The organism is Mesorhizobium sp. 2RAF45 (genome assembly GCF_052115225.1).
GTDB classification, from domain to species: domain Bacteria; phylum Pseudomonadota; class Alphaproteobacteria; order Rhizobiales; family Rhizobiaceae; genus Mesorhizobium; species Mesorhizobium jarvisii.
Genome location: NZ_JBFRGG010000022.1, coordinates 20328 through 36537, shown reverse-complemented (window position 1 = coordinate 36537; position 16210 = coordinate 20328). Strand labels below are relative to the sequence as shown.

General features: G+C 63.3%; 17 protein-coding genes and 1 tRNA gene. 8 read left to right on the top strand and 10 right to left on the bottom strand.

Translation table 11 applies throughout. The annotated features are described in order from the left end of the window. The first annotated feature begins 3 nt into the window (after window positions 1-3). A complete protein-coding gene (locus AB4Z43_RS31925; RefSeq protein WP_441940719.1) occupies window positions 4-438 on the top strand; it encodes a YqaA family protein in 435 nt (144 codons plus the stop codon). Window positions 439-473: 35 nt separating this feature from the next. Here the strand turns inward: AB4Z43_RS31925 and AB4Z43_RS31920 are convergent, their stop codons facing one another. From AB4Z43_RS31920 to AB4Z43_RS31910, 3 genes are all read right to left on the bottom strand, one after another. Further along, window positions 474-1016: a cytochrome b gene (locus AB4Z43_RS31920; protein ID WP_155249140.1), complete on the bottom strand. Its 543-nt coding sequence runs from the start codon at window positions 1014-1016 to the stop codon at window positions 474-476. 135 nt (window positions 1017-1151) lie between these two features. Further along, a tRNA-Arg gene (locus AB4Z43_RS31915) sits at window positions 1152-1228 on the bottom strand. A gap of 84 nt (window positions 1229-1312) precedes the next feature. Continuing rightward, the gene (locus tag AB4Z43_RS31910; RefSeq protein WP_038649981.1) at window positions 1313-2476 is read right to left on the bottom strand and encodes a M20 aminoacylase family protein; all 1164 of its coding nucleotides are present in this window, start codon (window positions 2474-2476) and stop codon (window positions 1313-1315) included. Window positions 2477-2729: 253 nt separating this feature from the next. Between AB4Z43_RS31910 and AB4Z43_RS31905 the strand changes: the two genes are divergently transcribed. Further along, window positions 2730-3899 carry a D-alanyl-D-alanine carboxypeptidase family protein gene (locus tag AB4Z43_RS31905; protein WP_069090263.1) on the top strand — a complete coding sequence of 390 codons (1170 nt, stop codon included), beginning with the start codon at window positions 2730-2732 and terminating at the stop codon, window positions 3897-3899. A gap of 89 nt (window positions 3900-3988) precedes the next feature. After that, a complete protein-coding gene (locus AB4Z43_RS31900; protein ID WP_069090262.1) occupies window positions 3989-5116 on the top strand; it encodes a CobW family GTP-binding protein in 1128 nt (375 codons plus the stop codon). Window positions 5117-5132: 16 nt separating this feature from the next. On the opposite strand, the gene AB4Z43_RS31895 is transcribed toward AB4Z43_RS31900, so the two are convergent. From AB4Z43_RS31895 to AB4Z43_RS31875, 5 genes are all read right to left on the bottom strand, one after another. Next, window positions 5133-5372, bottom strand: a complete 240-nt coding sequence (locus tag AB4Z43_RS31895; RefSeq protein ID WP_019861468.1) for a sulfurtransferase TusA family protein — start codon at window positions 5370-5372, stop codon at window positions 5133-5135. A gap of 8 nt (window positions 5373-5380) precedes the next feature. Then, window positions 5381-6712, bottom strand: coding sequence for a L,D-transpeptidase family protein (locus AB4Z43_RS31890; RefSeq protein WP_038649974.1), 1332 nt, complete (start codon window positions 6710-6712; stop codon window positions 5381-5383). Between the two features lie 239 nt (window positions 6713-6951). Beyond that, entirely contained in the window at window positions 6952-7902 is a 951-nt protein-coding gene (locus AB4Z43_RS31885) for an acetyl-CoA carboxylase carboxyltransferase subunit alpha (RefSeq protein WP_019861465.1), read from the bottom strand. Window positions 7903-8000: 98 nt separating this feature from the next. After that, on the bottom strand, window positions 8001-8918 hold the full coding sequence (locus AB4Z43_RS31880) for a site-specific tyrosine recombinase XerD (RefSeq protein WP_038649972.1): 918 nt from the start codon (window positions 8916-8918) through the stop codon (window positions 8001-8003). Window positions 8919-8943: 25 nt separating this feature from the next. After that, window positions 8944-9096 (bottom strand): hypothetical protein, encoded by a 153-nt coding sequence (locus tag AB4Z43_RS31875; protein WP_019861463.1) that lies wholly within the window; start codon window positions 9094-9096, stop codon window positions 8944-8946. A gap of 211 nt (window positions 9097-9307) precedes the next feature. Here AB4Z43_RS31875 and AB4Z43_RS31870 point away from each other — a divergent pair, with 211 nt between their 5' ends. Genes AB4Z43_RS31870 through AB4Z43_RS31860 form a run of 3 tightly spaced genes read left to right on the top strand, consistent with a single transcriptional unit; the run spans window position 9308 to window position 11944 of the window. Beyond that, complete coding sequence (locus AB4Z43_RS31870) at window positions 9308-9919, top strand: shikimate kinase (protein ID WP_441940715.1); 612 nt, start codon at window positions 9308-9310, stop codon at window positions 9917-9919. Next, window positions 9916-11052 carry a 3-dehydroquinate synthase gene (gene aroB / locus AB4Z43_RS31865; RefSeq protein WP_441940713.1) on the top strand — a complete coding sequence of 379 codons (1137 nt, stop codon included), beginning with the start codon at window positions 9916-9918 and terminating at the stop codon, window positions 11050-11052. The genes AB4Z43_RS31870 and aroB overlap by 4 nt, the downstream gene beginning before the upstream one ends. Before the next feature lies 1 nt (window position 11053). Further along, window positions 11054-11944 carry an HlyC/CorC family transporter gene (locus AB4Z43_RS31860; RefSeq protein WP_064981023.1) on the top strand — a complete coding sequence of 297 codons (891 nt, stop codon included), beginning with the start codon at window positions 11054-11056 and terminating at the stop codon, window positions 11942-11944. 96 nt (window positions 11945-12040) lie between these two features. Here the strand turns inward: AB4Z43_RS31860 and AB4Z43_RS31855 are convergent, their stop codons facing one another. Further along, window positions 12041-13099 (bottom strand): hypothetical protein, encoded by a 1059-nt coding sequence (locus AB4Z43_RS31855; RefSeq protein WP_441940711.1) that lies wholly within the window; start codon window positions 13097-13099, stop codon window positions 12041-12043. Between the two features lie 260 nt (window positions 13100-13359). On the opposite strand from AB4Z43_RS31855, the gene AB4Z43_RS31850 reads away from it, so the two are divergent. Both AB4Z43_RS31850 and AB4Z43_RS31845 read left to right on the top strand, forming a co-directional pair. Continuing rightward, a complete protein-coding gene (locus AB4Z43_RS31850) occupies window positions 13360-14160 on the top strand; it encodes an alpha/beta hydrolase (RefSeq protein ID WP_441940709.1) in 801 nt (266 codons plus the stop codon). 117 nt (window positions 14161-14277) lie between these two features. Continuing rightward, window positions 14278-15831, top strand: coding sequence for an acetolactate synthase large subunit (locus tag AB4Z43_RS31845; protein ID WP_441940708.1), 1554 nt, complete (start codon window positions 14278-14280; stop codon window positions 15829-15831). Between the two features lie 28 nt (window positions 15832-15859). Here AB4Z43_RS31845 and AB4Z43_RS31840 read toward each other — a convergent pair whose 3' ends face one another. After that, window positions 15860-16162 carry a BolA family protein gene (locus AB4Z43_RS31840; protein ID WP_019861455.1) on the bottom strand — a complete coding sequence of 101 codons (303 nt, stop codon included), beginning with the start codon at window positions 16160-16162 and terminating at the stop codon, window positions 15860-15862. Window positions 16163-16210 lie beyond the last annotated feature (48 nt).

Here is a 16210-nt window from a genome sequence, read left to right as displayed (position 1 = left end):
GGCGTGGCGGCGCTCTATGGCGCAATGTTCCTCAGCGCCTTCCTCGCCGCAACCGTCCTGCCGGTTTCGTCGGAGGTGGTGCTCGCCGGCCTGATCGTCTCGGGTCGCGGTGACCCTTGGCTGCTCCTTGTGGTGGCGACGATCGGCAACACGCTCGGCTCCGTGGTGAACTGGGTTCTGGGGCGTGGCATCGACGGGCTGCACAACAGGCGCTGGTTTCCAGTCGCCACGGATCGCTATGAGCAGGCATGCCGAACGTTCCGCCGCTTTGGCGAATGGACACTGTTGTTTGCCTGGCTGCCGGTCGTCGGAGATGCTCTCACCCTTGCCGCGGGCGCCGCACGCGTGAACCTCGGCGTGTTCGTCGCTCTTGTCGCGACCGGCAAGGCTGCACGCTATGCGGTGATCGTCGCGGGAGGGTTGTGGGCGACGGCGTGAGTCATCGTCCGCATTGTCGACCGCGAGCGGCATGCTTATTCGCGTGAGGCCGTTTCCGGCCGGCCGAAGACCATGCTTCGCATGACGCCATCGCGCAACAGCCCCAAATGCACCATGGCAGCCAGGACGTGAACGCCGATAAGTCCAAGCATTATCCAGACCAGCTTCTGATGCACGAAGGCGAAACCCCTTGCCGACAGCGCCCCTACGGAGGGCGCCAGCGGCACGGGCAAGGTTCCGAAAAGCCGTGCAGGGGGCATGAAAGGCATTGGCCGATAGCCTAGCCATCCCGTTATCAGGACGGCGAGGATCGTGACATAGAGAAGCACGTGGAAGAAAGCCGTCGCAAACCGCAGGAATCGTGAGGTTGGCCTGACGGGGGCCTGCGTGAAGCTGCGCCAGCAAAGCCTGAGGACGACGATGGTCAGGATCGTCACGCCGATCGACATGTGAAGCGGCAGCCAGTTCATCATCGTCATGCCCGGCCCCCGCATCGGCCCGAAGGCAATGGCGATTTGCGCCGCGAGCGCCGCCACGGTCAGCCAATGCAGCAGACGAATGCCGAAATGCCAATGCAAGCGAGGTTTCCCGCTCACCTTCGCGGCCCGACGTTTTTCAAGGGTGCGCATGAGGGCGTGATGTCTTCGTCCTCTTCAACGGACCTGATTGCGCAAAGAGGTACAATGCTTCTTCGCCAAGCGCTTGAAAATGCATGGTGATCCCGACAGGAATCGAACCTGTGACCTACAGATTAGGAATCTGCCGCTCTATCCTACTGAGCTACGGGACCACGCGGCCCGACACATAGCCGCTTCGGACCGTTTCGCCAAGAGGCCGGCCGCATGCAATCGGCCGACCTTCTGGGCAATGAGCTTCAGGCGGCCAGGGCGGTTTCCGCCAGCTTCACCCAGTAGCTCATGCCGTGCGGGATGGCCTCGTCGTTGAAATCATAGGCCGGGTTGTGAAGACCGGCAGTGTCGCCATTGCCGATGAAGATGAAGGCGCCGGGGCGGGCTTCCAGCATGTAGGAGAAATCCTCGCCGCCCATCACCGGCTGGATGCCGCGGTGGACCTGGGCGTCTCCGGCGACATTGGCGGCGATATCGCTAGCAAACATCGTCTCTTCGGCGTGATTGAAGGTCACGGGGTAATTTGCCTGGTAGTCGACCTCGATCCTGGCGCCGAAGGCGGTCGCCAGGCCGTCGCAGATGGTGCGGATGCGCTCTTCGGATTTCTTGGCGATCTCCTTGCGCAAGGTGCGAACGGTGCCGGCGATCTCGGCCGATTCTGGGATGATGTTGTAGGCGTCGCCGGCATGGAACTTGGTCACCGACACCACCACGGCCTCGACCGGATCGGTGCTGCGCGAGGCGATCGTCTGCAGCGCGCCGACCAGCTGGCTGGTGATGACGATCGGATCAATCGTGCCGTGCGGCATCGCGGCGTGACCGCCCCTGCCTTTCACGGTGATGGTGAATTCGGCCGTCGCCGCCATGATCGGGCCCGGACGGATGGCGAACTGGCCGACGGGCAAGCCCGGCATGTTGTGCATGCCGAACACTTTGGAGATGTCGAAGCGCTCCATCATGCCGTCCTTGACCATCTCGTTGCCGCCGCCGCCGCCTTCCTCCGCCGGCTGGAAGATCACCGCCACGGAGCCGGCGAAATTGCGCGTCTCGGCAAGGTATTTGGCGGCACCCAAAAGCATCGCGGTGTGACCGTCGTGGCCGCAGGCATGCATCTTGCCGGGAACGGTCGAGGCGTAGGGCTTGCCAGTGATTTCATTGAGCGGCAGCGCATCCATGTCGGCGCGCAGGCCGATGGTGGCGCCTTCGCCCTGGCGGCCGCGGATGACGCCGACGACGCCGGTCTTGCCGAGGCCGGTGACCACATCATCGCAACCGAACTCCTTTAGCTTCTCGGTGACGAAAGCCGCCGTCTTGAAGACATCGAAGTTCAGCTCCGGCGTCTGGTGCAGATGCCTGCGCCAGCCGGCGACTTCGTCCTGCATTTCAGCGGCGCGGTTCAGGATTGGCATGATGGTTCCATTCGTTGTTGGTGCAGCCGGCTTCAGCCTGTGTTTTGCAATTGTACCCGGGGTTTTGCAATTGTGCGCGGGGTTTTGGAATTGTGATTGTCAGGCACTTTGCCATGTTGGCGTCACATAGGGTAAATAGCACCGCACCGATGCGGTCCGTTTTTGAGGGTCGGACTCATTGTGCTGGCGGTCGCGTAACGAAATCTTACGGAGCCAGGGGCAATCAGGGCAAGAGGCGATTTCGGATTAGATCATGCGGCACAGGCATTTCCTCAAACTATTCTCGGCTGGCGCAATCATGCTGTCGGTCCTGGCCGGGCCGGCGCTGGCCAATCCGGTGGTTGTCTTCGATTTGAAGAACGGCCAGATCCTGCAGCACCAGGATGCCTTCAAACGCTGGTATCCGGCCTCGCTCAGCAAGCTGATGACCGCCTATGTGACCTTCCGGGCGATCGCGGCCGGCGAGGTCCAGCTCGATTCACCGATCAAGGTGACCAAGCACTCCGCCGGTGAGCCGCCAAGCAAGATGGGTTTCAAGCCGGGCTCGGTGATGCGGCTCGACAATGCGCTGAAGATGATGCTGGTCAAATCGGCCAATGACATCGCCATGGCTGTCGGCGAGAATGTCGGCGGCTCGCAGGCCGCCTTCGCCGAAAGGATGAATGCCGAAGCAGCTCGGCTCGGCATGAACGGCACCCATTTCGTCAATCCGAACGGCCTCTACTCGCCAGACCAGTACACGACGGCGCGCGACCTTTCGGTCCTGGTGATGGCGATCCGCCGCGAGTTCCCGCAATATGCGCCGTGGTTCTCGATCGAAGGCCTTGCGGTTGGCAAGAAGGCCATTCCGAACTACAATCTCCTGATCGGCCGTTACCCCGGCGCCGATGGCATGAAGACGGGCTTCGTCTGCCCTTCCGGCTTCAACATGATCGGTTCGGCGACGCGCAACGGCCGCACGCTTGTCGCGGTCGTGCTTGGCGAGAAGTCGGCGATCAGTCGTGCCGAGACCGCGGCAAAACTGCTCGACCAGGGGTTTGACACGCCCACGGCCGGTTCGGCCACCGTCGCGACGCTGGCGCCCTATGGCGACACGGTCTCGCCCAACGACATGCAAGACGAGGTCTGCAAGAAGAAGAAGACGTCGGAGGAGCAGTCCGAGGCGCCGCCCGCGGTTGCCGCCAAGGACGCGCCGAAATCGCCCTATCAGGAAAAGCTCGACCATGTGCCGACGCTGGTTGCCGTCGGCCTCGGCGGCGCCACCGGTCCAGCGCCGAAGGCGATGCTCGACCAGGGCGGCCAGGAATATGCCGACGTGCCGATCCCGAGCTGGCGGCCCGATCGGCCGGTGCCGACCGGCGGCGGTCCGGCCGTTGCTGGTTCCGCCGCACAGGGCGACCAGCCGGTCAAGGTCGCGAACTAGAGCATGATCCCGAACCGACGGTCCGCGTCAGCGAAACTTGGAATCCGGTTTTCGGAAAAGATCATGCTCAAACAAAGAGACAGATCCCGATGAATGGGTTTCCGATCCCCGTCTCGGTGCTGACCGGCTTCCTCGGCGCCGGCAAGACGACGCTGCTCAACCGGCTGCTGAAGGATCCGGCGCTGGCCGACACGGCGGTCATCATCAACGAGTATGGCGAGGTGGCGATCGACCATTTGCTGGTCGAGCAGGCCTCCGACGGCATCATCCAGCTTTCCGACGGCTGCCTGTGCTGCACCGTGCGCGGCGAACTGGTCGACACGCTGGCCGATTTGGTCGACCGGCTGCAGACCGGCCGTATCGCCCGGCTTGCCCGCGTCATCGTCGAGACCACGGGGCTGGCCGACCCGGCGCCGGTGCTGCAGTCGATCATGGCGCATCCGGCGCTCGTCCAGGCTTTCCGGCTCGACGGCGTCATCACGCTGGTCGACGCGGTCAATGGCAATGCCACGCTCGACGCCCATGTCGAGGCGGTCAAGCAGGTCGCCGTCGCCGATCGCATCGTGCTGAGCAAGGTCGACCTGGTGACCGATGCCGGCGATCTCGACACGCTGCGGGCGCGCCTGCGGCAGATCAATCCGGGCGCCGAACTGCTTGATGCCGGTCATTCAACAACCGGCGTGGCGGCGCTGTTTGATTGCGGCCTCTACAATCCCGCCACCAAATCAGCCGATGTGCGCCGCTGGCTGGGCGAGGAAGCGGCGCACGACCATGCTCACGACCATCACCATGACGATCATGCCCACGGGCATGACCACGATCACAGTCATGATCATGGCCATAGCCACGATTCGCGCGTGCGCTCCTATTCGCTCGTCCATGACGGTCCGGTGCCGTTTTCAGCGATAGAAATGTTCCTCGACCTGTTGCGTTCGACGCATGGCGAGAAGCTGCTGCGCATGAAGGGCGTGATCGAACTCAGCGAAGATCCGTCACGTCCGCTGGTCATCCACGGCGTGCAGAAGATCCTGCATCCGCCGGCGAGGCTGCCGGCGTGGCCGGACGGCCAGCGCGGCACGCGGCTGGTGCTGATCACGCTCGACATGCCGGAAGACTATGTGCGCAGGCTGTTCGCCGCCTTCACCAACCGGCCGTCGATCGACACACCCGACCGCGCGGCACTGGAAAACAATCCGCTGGCGATCGCCGGAAGATAGCGTTTTGCATCGAAATTCAGACGGTCTCGCCGCGCTCGACCAGGAACCGATGGCCGCCTGATACCGCCGCTGTTTCAATCAGCTGGTGGCCGGCATCCGAGCAAAAGGCGGGAATATCGATGACGGCGAGCGGATCGGTGGTCTCGAGCCAGAGCCGGCTGCCCGGCTGCATTCCCGCGAGGCGTTTCTTCGCCTTGAGCACGGGAAGCGGGCAGTTCAGCCCTTTCAGGTCGTAGACAGCGGTATCCTCGGCCAAGACCAGGCTCAGCCGCCGAACATGCCGAGCAGCTTGTTCTTCAGCTTGGTCACCCGGCTTTCATCGGCGCTCGCTGCCTGCGTTTCGGCTTCCGGCGCGGCCTCCGTCGGGGCGGCTATGGTGGCGGTGGCGACCGGGGCTTCCTTGGCGGCCTTTGCCGCTTCCTTTGCCGCCACGGCTTGCGCCTTGGCCGCTTCCTTTTCGGCCAGCGCCTGCGCCTTTGCGGCCTCCTTGGCCTGCTTGGCGGCCTCTATCGCGGCCAGCCTCTGCTCCTCGGCCTTCTGCTTGGCGGCTTTCTCGGCGTCCAGTGCCGCCATCTTGCGGCCAGCGGGCGAATCGATGCGGCCCATGCGCGCCGTTTCGCTCACCGTGCCGTCATTGTTGAGCGAAGGCGGATCGATCGGCACGCGCTCGCCGCGCGCCCGGCGCTTCGACCAGTCGGAGACGATGCTAGCTTCCTTGATGCCGGCGATGGTCGGCTTCGGCGGAGGCACGCTTGCCTTGAGCGCGCTGTTGAAGGCCGCGTCATAGGTGCTCTGATAAGCGTTGTAGGCGCTCTTCAGCGAATCCGGCTGCGTGGTTGCCGGGCATGGTCCGGTCGGATCGAATGTCTGGCCATCGGCGGCGACCTGGTTGAAGACGTAGCGCTTCTCGCAGACATCGACCTTCGGCGGCACCTTGGTGACCTCGAAATTGTCGTAGCCGACCTTCAGCATCTTCCAGAACTCGTAGTTCGGGTCGTTGCGGTAGCGCGCCATGTTGGCGGCGGTCATACGGAATGGGAAGGCCTGGACCTGGAACTCGGTCTGGCCGCCCTGGAAAGCGTCGCGGCCGAAGGCATAGATCTGCTCGATCTGCGCGTCGGTCATCGAATAGCAGCCCGAGGACGAACAGGCGCCATGCACCATCAGGTTTTGGCCGGTGCGCCCATTGGCGCGGTCATAGGCGTTGGGAAAGCCGATGTTGAAGGACAGATGGTAGTTGGAGCGCGGATTCATCTGCGACGGGCGGACCGTGTAGAACCCTTCAGGCGCCTGGCGGTCGCCTTCGGTGTATTTGGGGCCGAGCTTGCCCGACCATTTGCAGATGTCGTAGCTCGCCACCATGTCGTAGCGGCCGTTGGTCTTGGCTTTCCAGATCTCGAGCTTGCCCTCTTCCTTGAAGATGCGCGCCATCACCGAGGAGGTGCGCACCATGCCCTTGGCCCTCATGTCGGCAAGGATCTTGTCCGGCAGCGGCTTGTTGGCTTCCGGGGCAAAGTCCTTCATCGACGAATCATTGCAGCCGGCGATGGCTATCGAGGCGGCGAGGACTCCGGTGCGGGCGAGCTTGGCAAACATGGATACGGCTATGTCTTTTCCCTCGGGCCAATGGCTGCGAACTGCCGAGCCCGTATGCTGAACACCGACGGACCGTAAGCCCGTTAACCTTGAAAATTCCTTACCGCAAGCTTCGACCAACCCCTCACGGCAATTTCATTGACCCGAATCCGGCGGCATTTTTGTGGCGAAATTGCACATTGCCGCCACATTGCCGCGCGCGCGGGGCTTCCGATGGCCTTGTCCGCCGGCAGATGCCGTCAGAGACTGCGGCCCATCGCCAGATATTTCTCGCGGCGCTGTTCGCGGAAATCGGTGTTGGCGCCGGCAAATTCCTTCATCGTCTTGGCAATGAGGTCGCCGGTCGCGGCAATCACCGTTTCGGGCGCGCGCTGGGCGCCGCCCATCGGCTCGGGGATGATGGCGTCGATGATCTTCAGTTCCAGAAGATCCTGCGCGGTGATCTTCATGTTGGTCGCCGCGTCCTTGGAGCGCGTGGTGTCGCGCCACAGGATCGAGGCCGCCCCTTCCGGCGAAATCACCGAATAAATGGCGTGTTCGAGCATGTAGACGCGGTTGGCGGTGGCGATCGCGATGGCGCCGCCCGAACCGCCTTCGCCGATGACCACCGAGATCGACGGCACTTTTAGTGCAAGGCAGGCCGAGGTCGAGCGGGCGATGGCTTCGGCCTGGCCACGCTCCTCGGCGCCGACGCCGGGATAGGCGCCTGCTGTGTCGACCAGCGTCAACAGCGGGATCTTGAAGCGGTCGGCCAGTTCCATCAGCCGCACCGCCTTGCGGTATCCTTCCGGACGCACCGAACCAAAATTGTGCCTCAGGCGGCTGGTCGTGTCCGAGCCCTTTTCCTGGCCGATGATCGCGACAGGTTCGCCGCGGAAACGGGCAAAACCGCCGACGATCGCCTGGTCCTCGCCGAAATTGCGGTCGCCGGCGAGCGGCGTGAAGTCGCTGAACAGGCCCTTGATGTAGTCGACGCAGTGCGGCCTGTCGGAATGGCGGGCAACCTGCACCTTCTGCCAGGGCGTCAGCGCCTTGTAGAGATCGCGCAGCGCGTCGCGCGAACGCTTCTCCAGCCGGGTGATCTCATCGGCAACATCGACCGCTTCGCCATTCTCGGCAAGCTTCTTGAGCTCGAGGATCTTGAGCTCGAGATCCTGCACCGGCTTTTCGAAATCGAGATAATTATACATGCTTGGGCGGACCGATACGTCGGAAGGCAAGGACTGCGGAACCCTTGAAACCAAGGCTCCCGGCGGTGAAATGTCGTCCTCACATAGCGATATGAGGCCTAGTCGGCAAGCGGATGATGATCGTTGACCAGCCGCACCAGCCGCTCCTCCAGCACATGGGTGTAAATCTGTGTCGTCGATATGTCGGCATGGCCGAGCAACTGCTGCACCGCCCTGAGATCGGCGCCGTTCTGCAGGAGATGGCTGGCGAAAGCATGGCGCAGCACATGCGGCGATATCTTGGCCGAGGCGATGCCGGCCCGCGCCGCCAGCCCTTTCAGGTCGCGGGCAAAGACCTGGCGCGAGAGATAGCCGCTGTCGGACGCCGCCGGAAACAGGAACGGGCTGTCGGCGAAAGCGGGCACTCCGGCCCGGGCGGCAAGCCAGGCGCGCATCGCCACCCGCGCCTTGGCCGAGAGCGGCACCATGCGTTCCTTGTCACCCTTGCCGCGCACCATAAAGAAACGGTCGTCGCGCTGCGCAACCGTCACAGGCAGGCCGACCAGCTCGGAAACGCGCAGGCCGGTGGCGTAGAGCACCTCGACCAACGCGTGCAGGCGTAGCGCGGCCAGCCTGTCACTGTAGCCGAGCCCGGCGTCGCCGGCTTCCACCGCGGCGCGGTCGATCAGCCGGCCGGTTTCGGCCTCGCTCATCGTCTTGGGCAGCGGACGGCCTTTTTTCGGGCTGTCCAGTGTGCCGGTCGGGTCATCGGTGCGCAGGCCCTCGGCGTAGAGGAATTTGAAGAACTGGCGGATCGCCGACAGTTTGCGCGCCTGCGAGGTCGGCGCGAAGCCGCGAGCTGCGATGTCGTCGAGATAGGCACGGATATCGGCGGCGGCTGCACCGGCAAGCCCGCCATCGATCCCGCTCGAAGCGTCTTCGAGGTCACGTCGGTAGGAGGACAGCGTGTTTTCGGCGGCGCCGCGCTCGGCGCTCATCATTTCCAGGAAGGCCTCGATGCGGGCGGCGCTGTTCATCCTCGGGGATCAGTTTTCTTCGGGGTCAGTTTTTCTTGGGATTCAGCTTTTCCGGCGGGATGCGCACGCTCATCTCGGCTTTTTTGGGCTCGACGAACATCACCAACGCGAACATCGTACCATAGGCAATGCCGGCCAGAATCGCGAGGATCACGACAAAGCGAAACAGTGTCGGCATCAATTTTCGCCCGTCTTCTTGTTCTGCGTTTCCAAACCCTGTGCCCTTATGGGACGCCTATCCGGCCAATTCAAGGAAGAAGCGGAGGCCTGTCAGCAACTTCTGATGCAGGCATCCTGCGCCCGATATAGGGTTGCCTGTGCTCGGCACGCTTGACGCAAACCGGCTTTTCATGTCGATACGCCGGCAAAGAGGGCCCAAGAAACAGCTGATGAACGCGCACCAGGCAAATCCTCCAGGCGAGAGCCTCGCCGCGCTGCTTGGCCGGCTGGGCAGCCGGTCCATCGTGTTTGTCGGCCTGATGGGCGCCGGCAAGACGGCGATCGGCCGCAAGGTGGCGACGATGCTGTCGCTGCCCTTCATCGACAGCGACCAGGAGATCGAAAGCGTCTCGCGCATGACCGTGCCGGAGCTGTTCGAACGCTATGGGGAGACCGAGTTCAGGGCCCTGGAGCAGCGTGTCATCCTGCGCGTGCTTGAAAATGGCCCGCAGGTGCTTTCGACCGGCGGCGGCGCCTTCATGAACGCACAGACGCGCGAAGCCATCGCCGGCCATGGCGTCTCGGTGTGGCTAAAGGCGGAACTCGATCTTCTGATGGACCGGGTTTCGAAGAAGCAGAACCGGCCGCTGTTGAAAAGCGCCGATCCCCGCGCCGTGCTGGAGCGGCTGATGGGCGAGCGCTATCCGGTCTACGCGACATCAGATGTCACCGTGCCGACCCGCGACGACCGCAAGGAGGTTATCGCCGCCGAGGTGCTGGACGCGCTGTGCCGGCATTTCGGCATCGATGAAATTGCAGCGACGGGCGAGATCGAATCGTGAGCGTGGACCAGTCAGTCACCGTCGAAGTCGGCCTTGGCGACCGGGCCTACGACATATTGATCGGCTCCGGCCTTTTGTCGCGCGCCGGCGAGGAGATTTCACACCGGCTACCGGGTACGCGCGCGGCTGTCGTTACCGACGAGAATGTCGCCGCCGCGCATCTCGATACGCTGAAGGCAGGGCTCGAGAAGGGTGGCATCCAGCCCACCGTCATCACGATGCCGCCGGGCGAGAAGACCAAGAGCTTTGCCCATCTCGAAGAGGTGGTTGATGGGATTCTGGCCGCAAGGCTGGAGCGTGGCGACGTCGTCGTCGCGCTGGGCGGCGGCGTCATCGGCGATCTCACCGGTTTTGCCGCCGGCATCGTGCGGCGCGGCATGAATTTTGTGCAGGTCCCGACCTCGCTGCTGGCGCAGGTCGATTCCTCGGTCGGCGGCAAGACCGGCATCAACAGCCCGCGCGGCAAGAACCTTGTCGGCGTCTTCCTGCAGCCCAGGCTGGTGCTGGCCGACACCGGAGTGCTCGACACGCTGCCGATCCGCGAATTCCGCGCCGGCTACGCCGAACTCGCCAAATACGGGCTGATCGACCGGCCGGAACTTTTCGCCTGGCTGGAAGTGAACTGGCAGAAGGTGTTCGCCGGCGGGCCGGAGCGGGCGCAGGCGATTGCGGAAGCCTGTCGCGCCAAGGCCGATGTCGTCGCGCGCGACGAGTTCGAGACCGGCGACCGGGCACTGCTCAATCTCGGCCACACATTCGGCCACGCACTCGAAGCGGCCACGCAGTATGACGGTGCCCGGCTCGTCCATGGGGAGGGGGTCGCGATCGGCATGGCGCTGGCGCATCGCTTCTCCTCGCGGCTCAATCTGGCAAGTCCCGACGACGCGGCACGCGTCGAAACGCATCTGCGCGCCGTCGGCCTGCCGTGGCGGATGTCCGATATTCCGGGTGAATTGCCGGATGCCGAGGCACTGCTTTCCTTCATCACCCAGGACAAGAAGGTGTCGCGCGGCGCGCTGACCTTCATCCTGACGCGCGGGATCGGCCAGGCTTTTATCGCCAAGGACGTTCCGGCTTCCGAAGTGCTGTCGTTCCTGAGGGAAAACCATCCAGCCAGCCGGAAAGCCGGCTGAAATGGATAATGGCTGGATCGTCGTCGCCGTTCTCGCCATCCTCATCCTGCTGGTCGTTGCCGTGCGCACGCGCCTGCTTGCCATGTTCGGCTATGAGCTGTCGCGCATCGAGCCGCAGCGCTCGAGCCAGGACGAGCTGCGCGGCGCGGTCGACGATTTCCGCCGCGACGGCCAGGTGGTGCGCGAGGACCGCGACCGCATCGGCGGCCTGTTCGATCTCGAAGAGCTCGAAGTCTCCGATATCATGGTCCACCGCACCAATATGCGCTCGGTCAATGCCGATAATGCACCGGAAGCGGTGGTGCGCGAGATCCTGCAGAGCCCGCACACCCGCATGCCGCTGTGGAAGGGCTCGCTCGACAACATTGTCGGCGTGCTGCATGCCAAGGATCTGCTGCGCGCACTGAACGAAGTCGGTAACGACTTTTCCAAGATCGACGTGATGAAGATCGCCTCAAAACCCTGGTTCGTGCCCGACACCACGACCTTGCAGGAACAGCTCAACGCCTTCCTGCGCCGTAAGTCACATTTCGCCGTCGTCGTCGACGAATATGGCGAGGTCGAAGGGCTGGTGACGCTGGAGGACATCATCGAGGAGATCGTCGGCGAGATCGCCGACGAGCACGATGTCGACATCCAGGGCGTCAAGCAGGAGGCCGACGGCTCCGTCGTCGTCGACGGCAATGTACCGATCCGCGACCTGAACCGAGCGCTCGACTGGAACCTGCCGGACGAGGAAGCGACGACGATTGCCGGCCTCGTCATCCACGAGGCGCAGTCAATCCCCGAGGAGAAGCAGGCTTTCACCTTCCACGGCAAGCGCTTCATCGTCATGAAGCGGGACAAGAACCGCATTGCCAGGTTGAGGATCAGGCCGGCGGGCGACGCCTAAAGCGTCGCGTTTTGAACGCATTCCTGCGACGGACTTTAGGTCCTTGTTTTGAGCATGTCGTTGCCCCTCACCGAGGCCGCTTTTGGGCGATATGCATTAGAGCGGGTCGGTTTGCGCCAGGCGTTTGAATCCCGGCAGAGCGGCCAGCACCTCGACGAGATGGTGCGTCGGAACAAATGATGCGGGCTCGTCGAAAGGAAAGTGCCATTCGCAAGCGCCGCGAAACGATGCACTGCCGCGAAAGGCGATGCCGTCCATTCCAATCTTGGTCGGATGCATGTCCCTTATGGTGATCAGTTTCGTTCTCGTTTCGAGCTTTTGCCTGAATTCATCCATGAGGGCTTCTCCGTCGGGGCTGTGGAGCGCCTCGTTGAGTCTGCCGCGCGCTGCAGCGGCGGCGTCAAAGCCCTTGTCCTTGTTCCACAGGTTCAGCGCTCTTTGCACCTCTGTTGCAATCCAGGAGATCGTCCTGTTCGATATGCGCTCTTTGTCCACTTTGGCTGGTGCCGCCAGACCCAATTCACCTTCAACAAAGTCACCGACAATTCCACGCTTGTGTTGCAGAGCGGTATTGAAATTTCGAATCGAGATGCGCTCAGGCCCGAACAGATTGCTGAGGACATCGACAAACTGAAGGGCGCCGCTCAGCGGTGTGTTCGGTGCGAAGCCCAGAGTTTCTTTGAGAAACGAGTCGAACGAGTCGATATGCCCCCAGCGAACTTTCGACGCCCAACAGGAATATATAAAACCGATGCCGTTGCGGACGTAGAGTATGAATCGGTCGATCGAGCCAAGAAAGGATTTCATCTTGATAAGTTCGGCCAGGTCGAAAGTATTGAAGATCTCAGAAGAAATCAGACGGATGGGGTTTGTGGTTGAAAATGGATAACTGAAATTCTCTGCCTTTAGGGAACGAGCTTGGAGCATGCTCGAATAACGTTCGCGCTCGGGGGTAAAAAGGTCGTTTGGGCCGGGAGATATACGATGCGTGCTGAGCCAGCACGCCAGCCGGTGATGCCCAGTCAGGCTCCCTGTGCCATCGGGTTCATAGAAGACGTTCTGTGCCGCCAGCCACTCGCGACGAGCTGCCAGGAACTCCTGGATCGATGTGGTTCCGGTCTTGTGAAAGCCAGCATGGACGATCGTCGTTGTCATTTGTAGCTTTGGAGCTTTCTTGCCGGCGCGCCTTGGACTTTGTGGGCAGGCAAGTCGTCGGACTTACAGTCCCTATCGATTCATATCCACAACGATCTGTAAATCCGGCCCGTATCACAATCGATTTATCAATGCAGGATGACGGCACCTCGGCTGGACCTTAACCTCAACACCAGGGAACGTCCCGGCACGTTACCGATCTTTCACTGGAACTTCGCGGCGTCCCTGTGCATTTTGCGCCGGGCGGTCAGGAGAAGATGATGGTCGATCGGCGAACCCTGCTTCTGGCTTCGATGGCGGCTTTTGTGCCGGCCACGACGTTTGCGCGCCAATCCTCACCATCTCCCAAAACCTTCGACTACGGACCGGCCAAGCTCGACATCTATGCGCCCGATGGCGCAAGCGGGTTGCCCGTGGTCTTCTTCGTCCATGGCGGGGCTTGGGAGTTCGGCAAGCGCAGCCAGGTGGGCGCCAAGCCGGCCTTCCTGCTCGCCAACGGCTTCTGCTTCGTCTCGATCGACTATCGCATGTTGCCCGAGGCCGATGTCGCCACCCAGGCCAATGACGTGGAAAAGGCCTATGCCTATGTCATGGCCAACGTCGCCGGGCATGGCGGCGACCCCACGCGCATTGTCGGCATGGGCCATTCGGCCGGTTGCCATCTGATCGCGCTGACCGGCATGCGCGGCGGGCTGCCCGGTGTCGCCGGTCTTCTGCTCGACGATACCAGGGCCTATGATCTTGCAGCGCTCGAGAAGAACGGCGGCATGGAGCGGGCCTATGCGCGGGTCTTTTCCGACCCTTCGCAGTGGGCGGCACTTTCGCCCGCCAGCTATGTCGATGGCCGCAAGCATCCGCCGACCTTCATCGCATACTCGGGGGCGTCGGGCCGTGGCGAGGAGTCGAAAGCCTTCGCCGAGCGCTTGCGCGCCACGGGCACCGAGGTCACGCTGTTCGACGGCAGCGCCTATACGCATATGTCGATCAACCGCGATTTCGGCAGGGGTGGCGACGCGTTGACCGCTGCCGCGCTGACGTTTCTGAAATCGACCGTCGGCTGATCGCGGTCCAGTTCGCTCGCTACTACTGCAGCTGGATCATGCCAAAAGCGGCGGCGGGATATTGCCGTGCGGACATCCCTAGGTGCAATTGATTCTCATGACTTGGAGAAAAATTGCATGAATGGCGCCGATGCCCTGTGCGACGTGCTGCTGGCCAATGATGTGACGGTCTGCTTCGCCAATCCCGGCACCTCCGAAATGCATTTCGTTGCCGCGCTCGACCGCAAGCCCGAGATGCGCTGCGTGCTCGGTCTGTTCGAAGGCGTGGTGACGGGTGCGGCCGACGGCTATGCGCGCATGACCGACCGCCCGGCCGCGACTTTGCTGCATACCGGTCCGGGCCTGGCCAATGGACTGGCCAACATGCACAACGCCCGGCGTGCGTTCAGCCCGATGATCAACATCGTCGGCGACCACGCCTCTTATCATCTGCCGCTCGACGCGCCGCTCACCAGCGACATCGAAGGCCTTGCAGCGCCGATGTCCAACTGGGTTCGCCGCATCGCCGGGCCGGCCGATGTCCAGCCGGCCACGGAGGCGGCCTTCCGCGCCTCGCTGACCCCGCCGGGCGTCACCACGCTGATCCTGCCGGCTGATGCGGCCTGGGGCGATGCTGCCCCGGCCTCGCCGGGCAAGGTCGTCCTTTCGCCGCCGCCGGCCGTCGATAGGGACGCTGTGCGCGCGACCGCCGAGGCGATCCGTGCGGCTCCGGGCCGTGTCGGGATGATCGTTCGCGGGCGAGCGGCGCGCGCCGATGCGCTCGAGATCGCCGGCCAGATCTCGACGGCCTGCTATGTGCGCCTGTTCAGCGAGGTCCTGATCGCGCGCATGCAACGCGGGCGCGGGCGCGTCGCGCCGACGCGCATCCCCTATCCGATCGATGCGGCGACGGCGCTGCTGGCGGATATCGACGTACTGGTGCTGGTCGGCGGCAAGGAGCCGGTTGCCTTCTTCGCCTATCCGGGAAAACCGGGACGGCTGGTGCGCGACGACTGCCAGGTGCGGACGCTTGCTGCTCATGGCGATGATCTGCATGCGGCGCTGGAAGCACTTCGCGACGAACTCGGCGTCAAACCATCGCAACAGGTTGACTTCGCAACCGCTTTTCCCGATGAGGCTGCGCCGAGCGGCGGGCTGACGGAAGATGCCATCGCGCTGTCGGTGGCGCGCAAGCTGCCGGACAATGCGATCGTCTGCGACGAGGCGGTCACCTCGGCCAGGCGCTTCTTCGCGCTGTCGGCCTTTGCCGCGCCGCACGACTACATGATGGGCACGGGCGGATCGATCGGCGGCGGCATCCCGATGGCGACTGGAGCGGCCATCGCCTGTCCAGACCGCAAGGTGATCAATCTGGAGGCCGATGGCAGCGGCATGTACACGGTGCAGGGCCTGTGGACGCAGGCGCGGGAAAATCTCGACGTGGTGACGATCGTGTTTTCCAACCGCACCTACGCGATCCTGCATGGCGAGATGAAGAATGTCGGCGTCAACGCGATCGGCGAGAACGCCAGGCGCATGCTCGACCTCGACCATCCCGCGCTGGACTGGGTGTCGCTGGCCAAGGGCATGGGCGTGGAGGCGGCGCGCGCCGACACCTGCGAGCGCTTCGACGCGCTGCTGGACAGTGCCCTGTCTCGGCGCGGGCCGTTCCTGATCGAAGCGGTGATCTGACCGCGCCGGAGGGCCACGGCGGACTGATCTACCAGCGGGTCTTTTCGCCGGGCGCCGCCGGTTCGATCGCCAGAGCATGAACGCCGGCCTTCAGTTCGTCGGCAAGCAGTTCGTTGACGGCGCGGTGGCGGTCGATGCGGCTCATGCCGGCAAAGGCGGACGACACGACGCGGACGCGAAAATGCGTCTCGCCGGTGCCGTCATAAGCGCCATGATGGTCCGAGCCGTGGTGATGGTGGCCGGCGTGGAGATGGCTCTCGTTGATGATGACCAGCCGCTCCGGCGAAAATGCCTTGTTGAGCTTGTCTTCCATGGTCGCCTGTATGGACATTGCAGTCTCCGTTCACCACATATGGCTGGCGCGCTAGCCCCGGGGGCC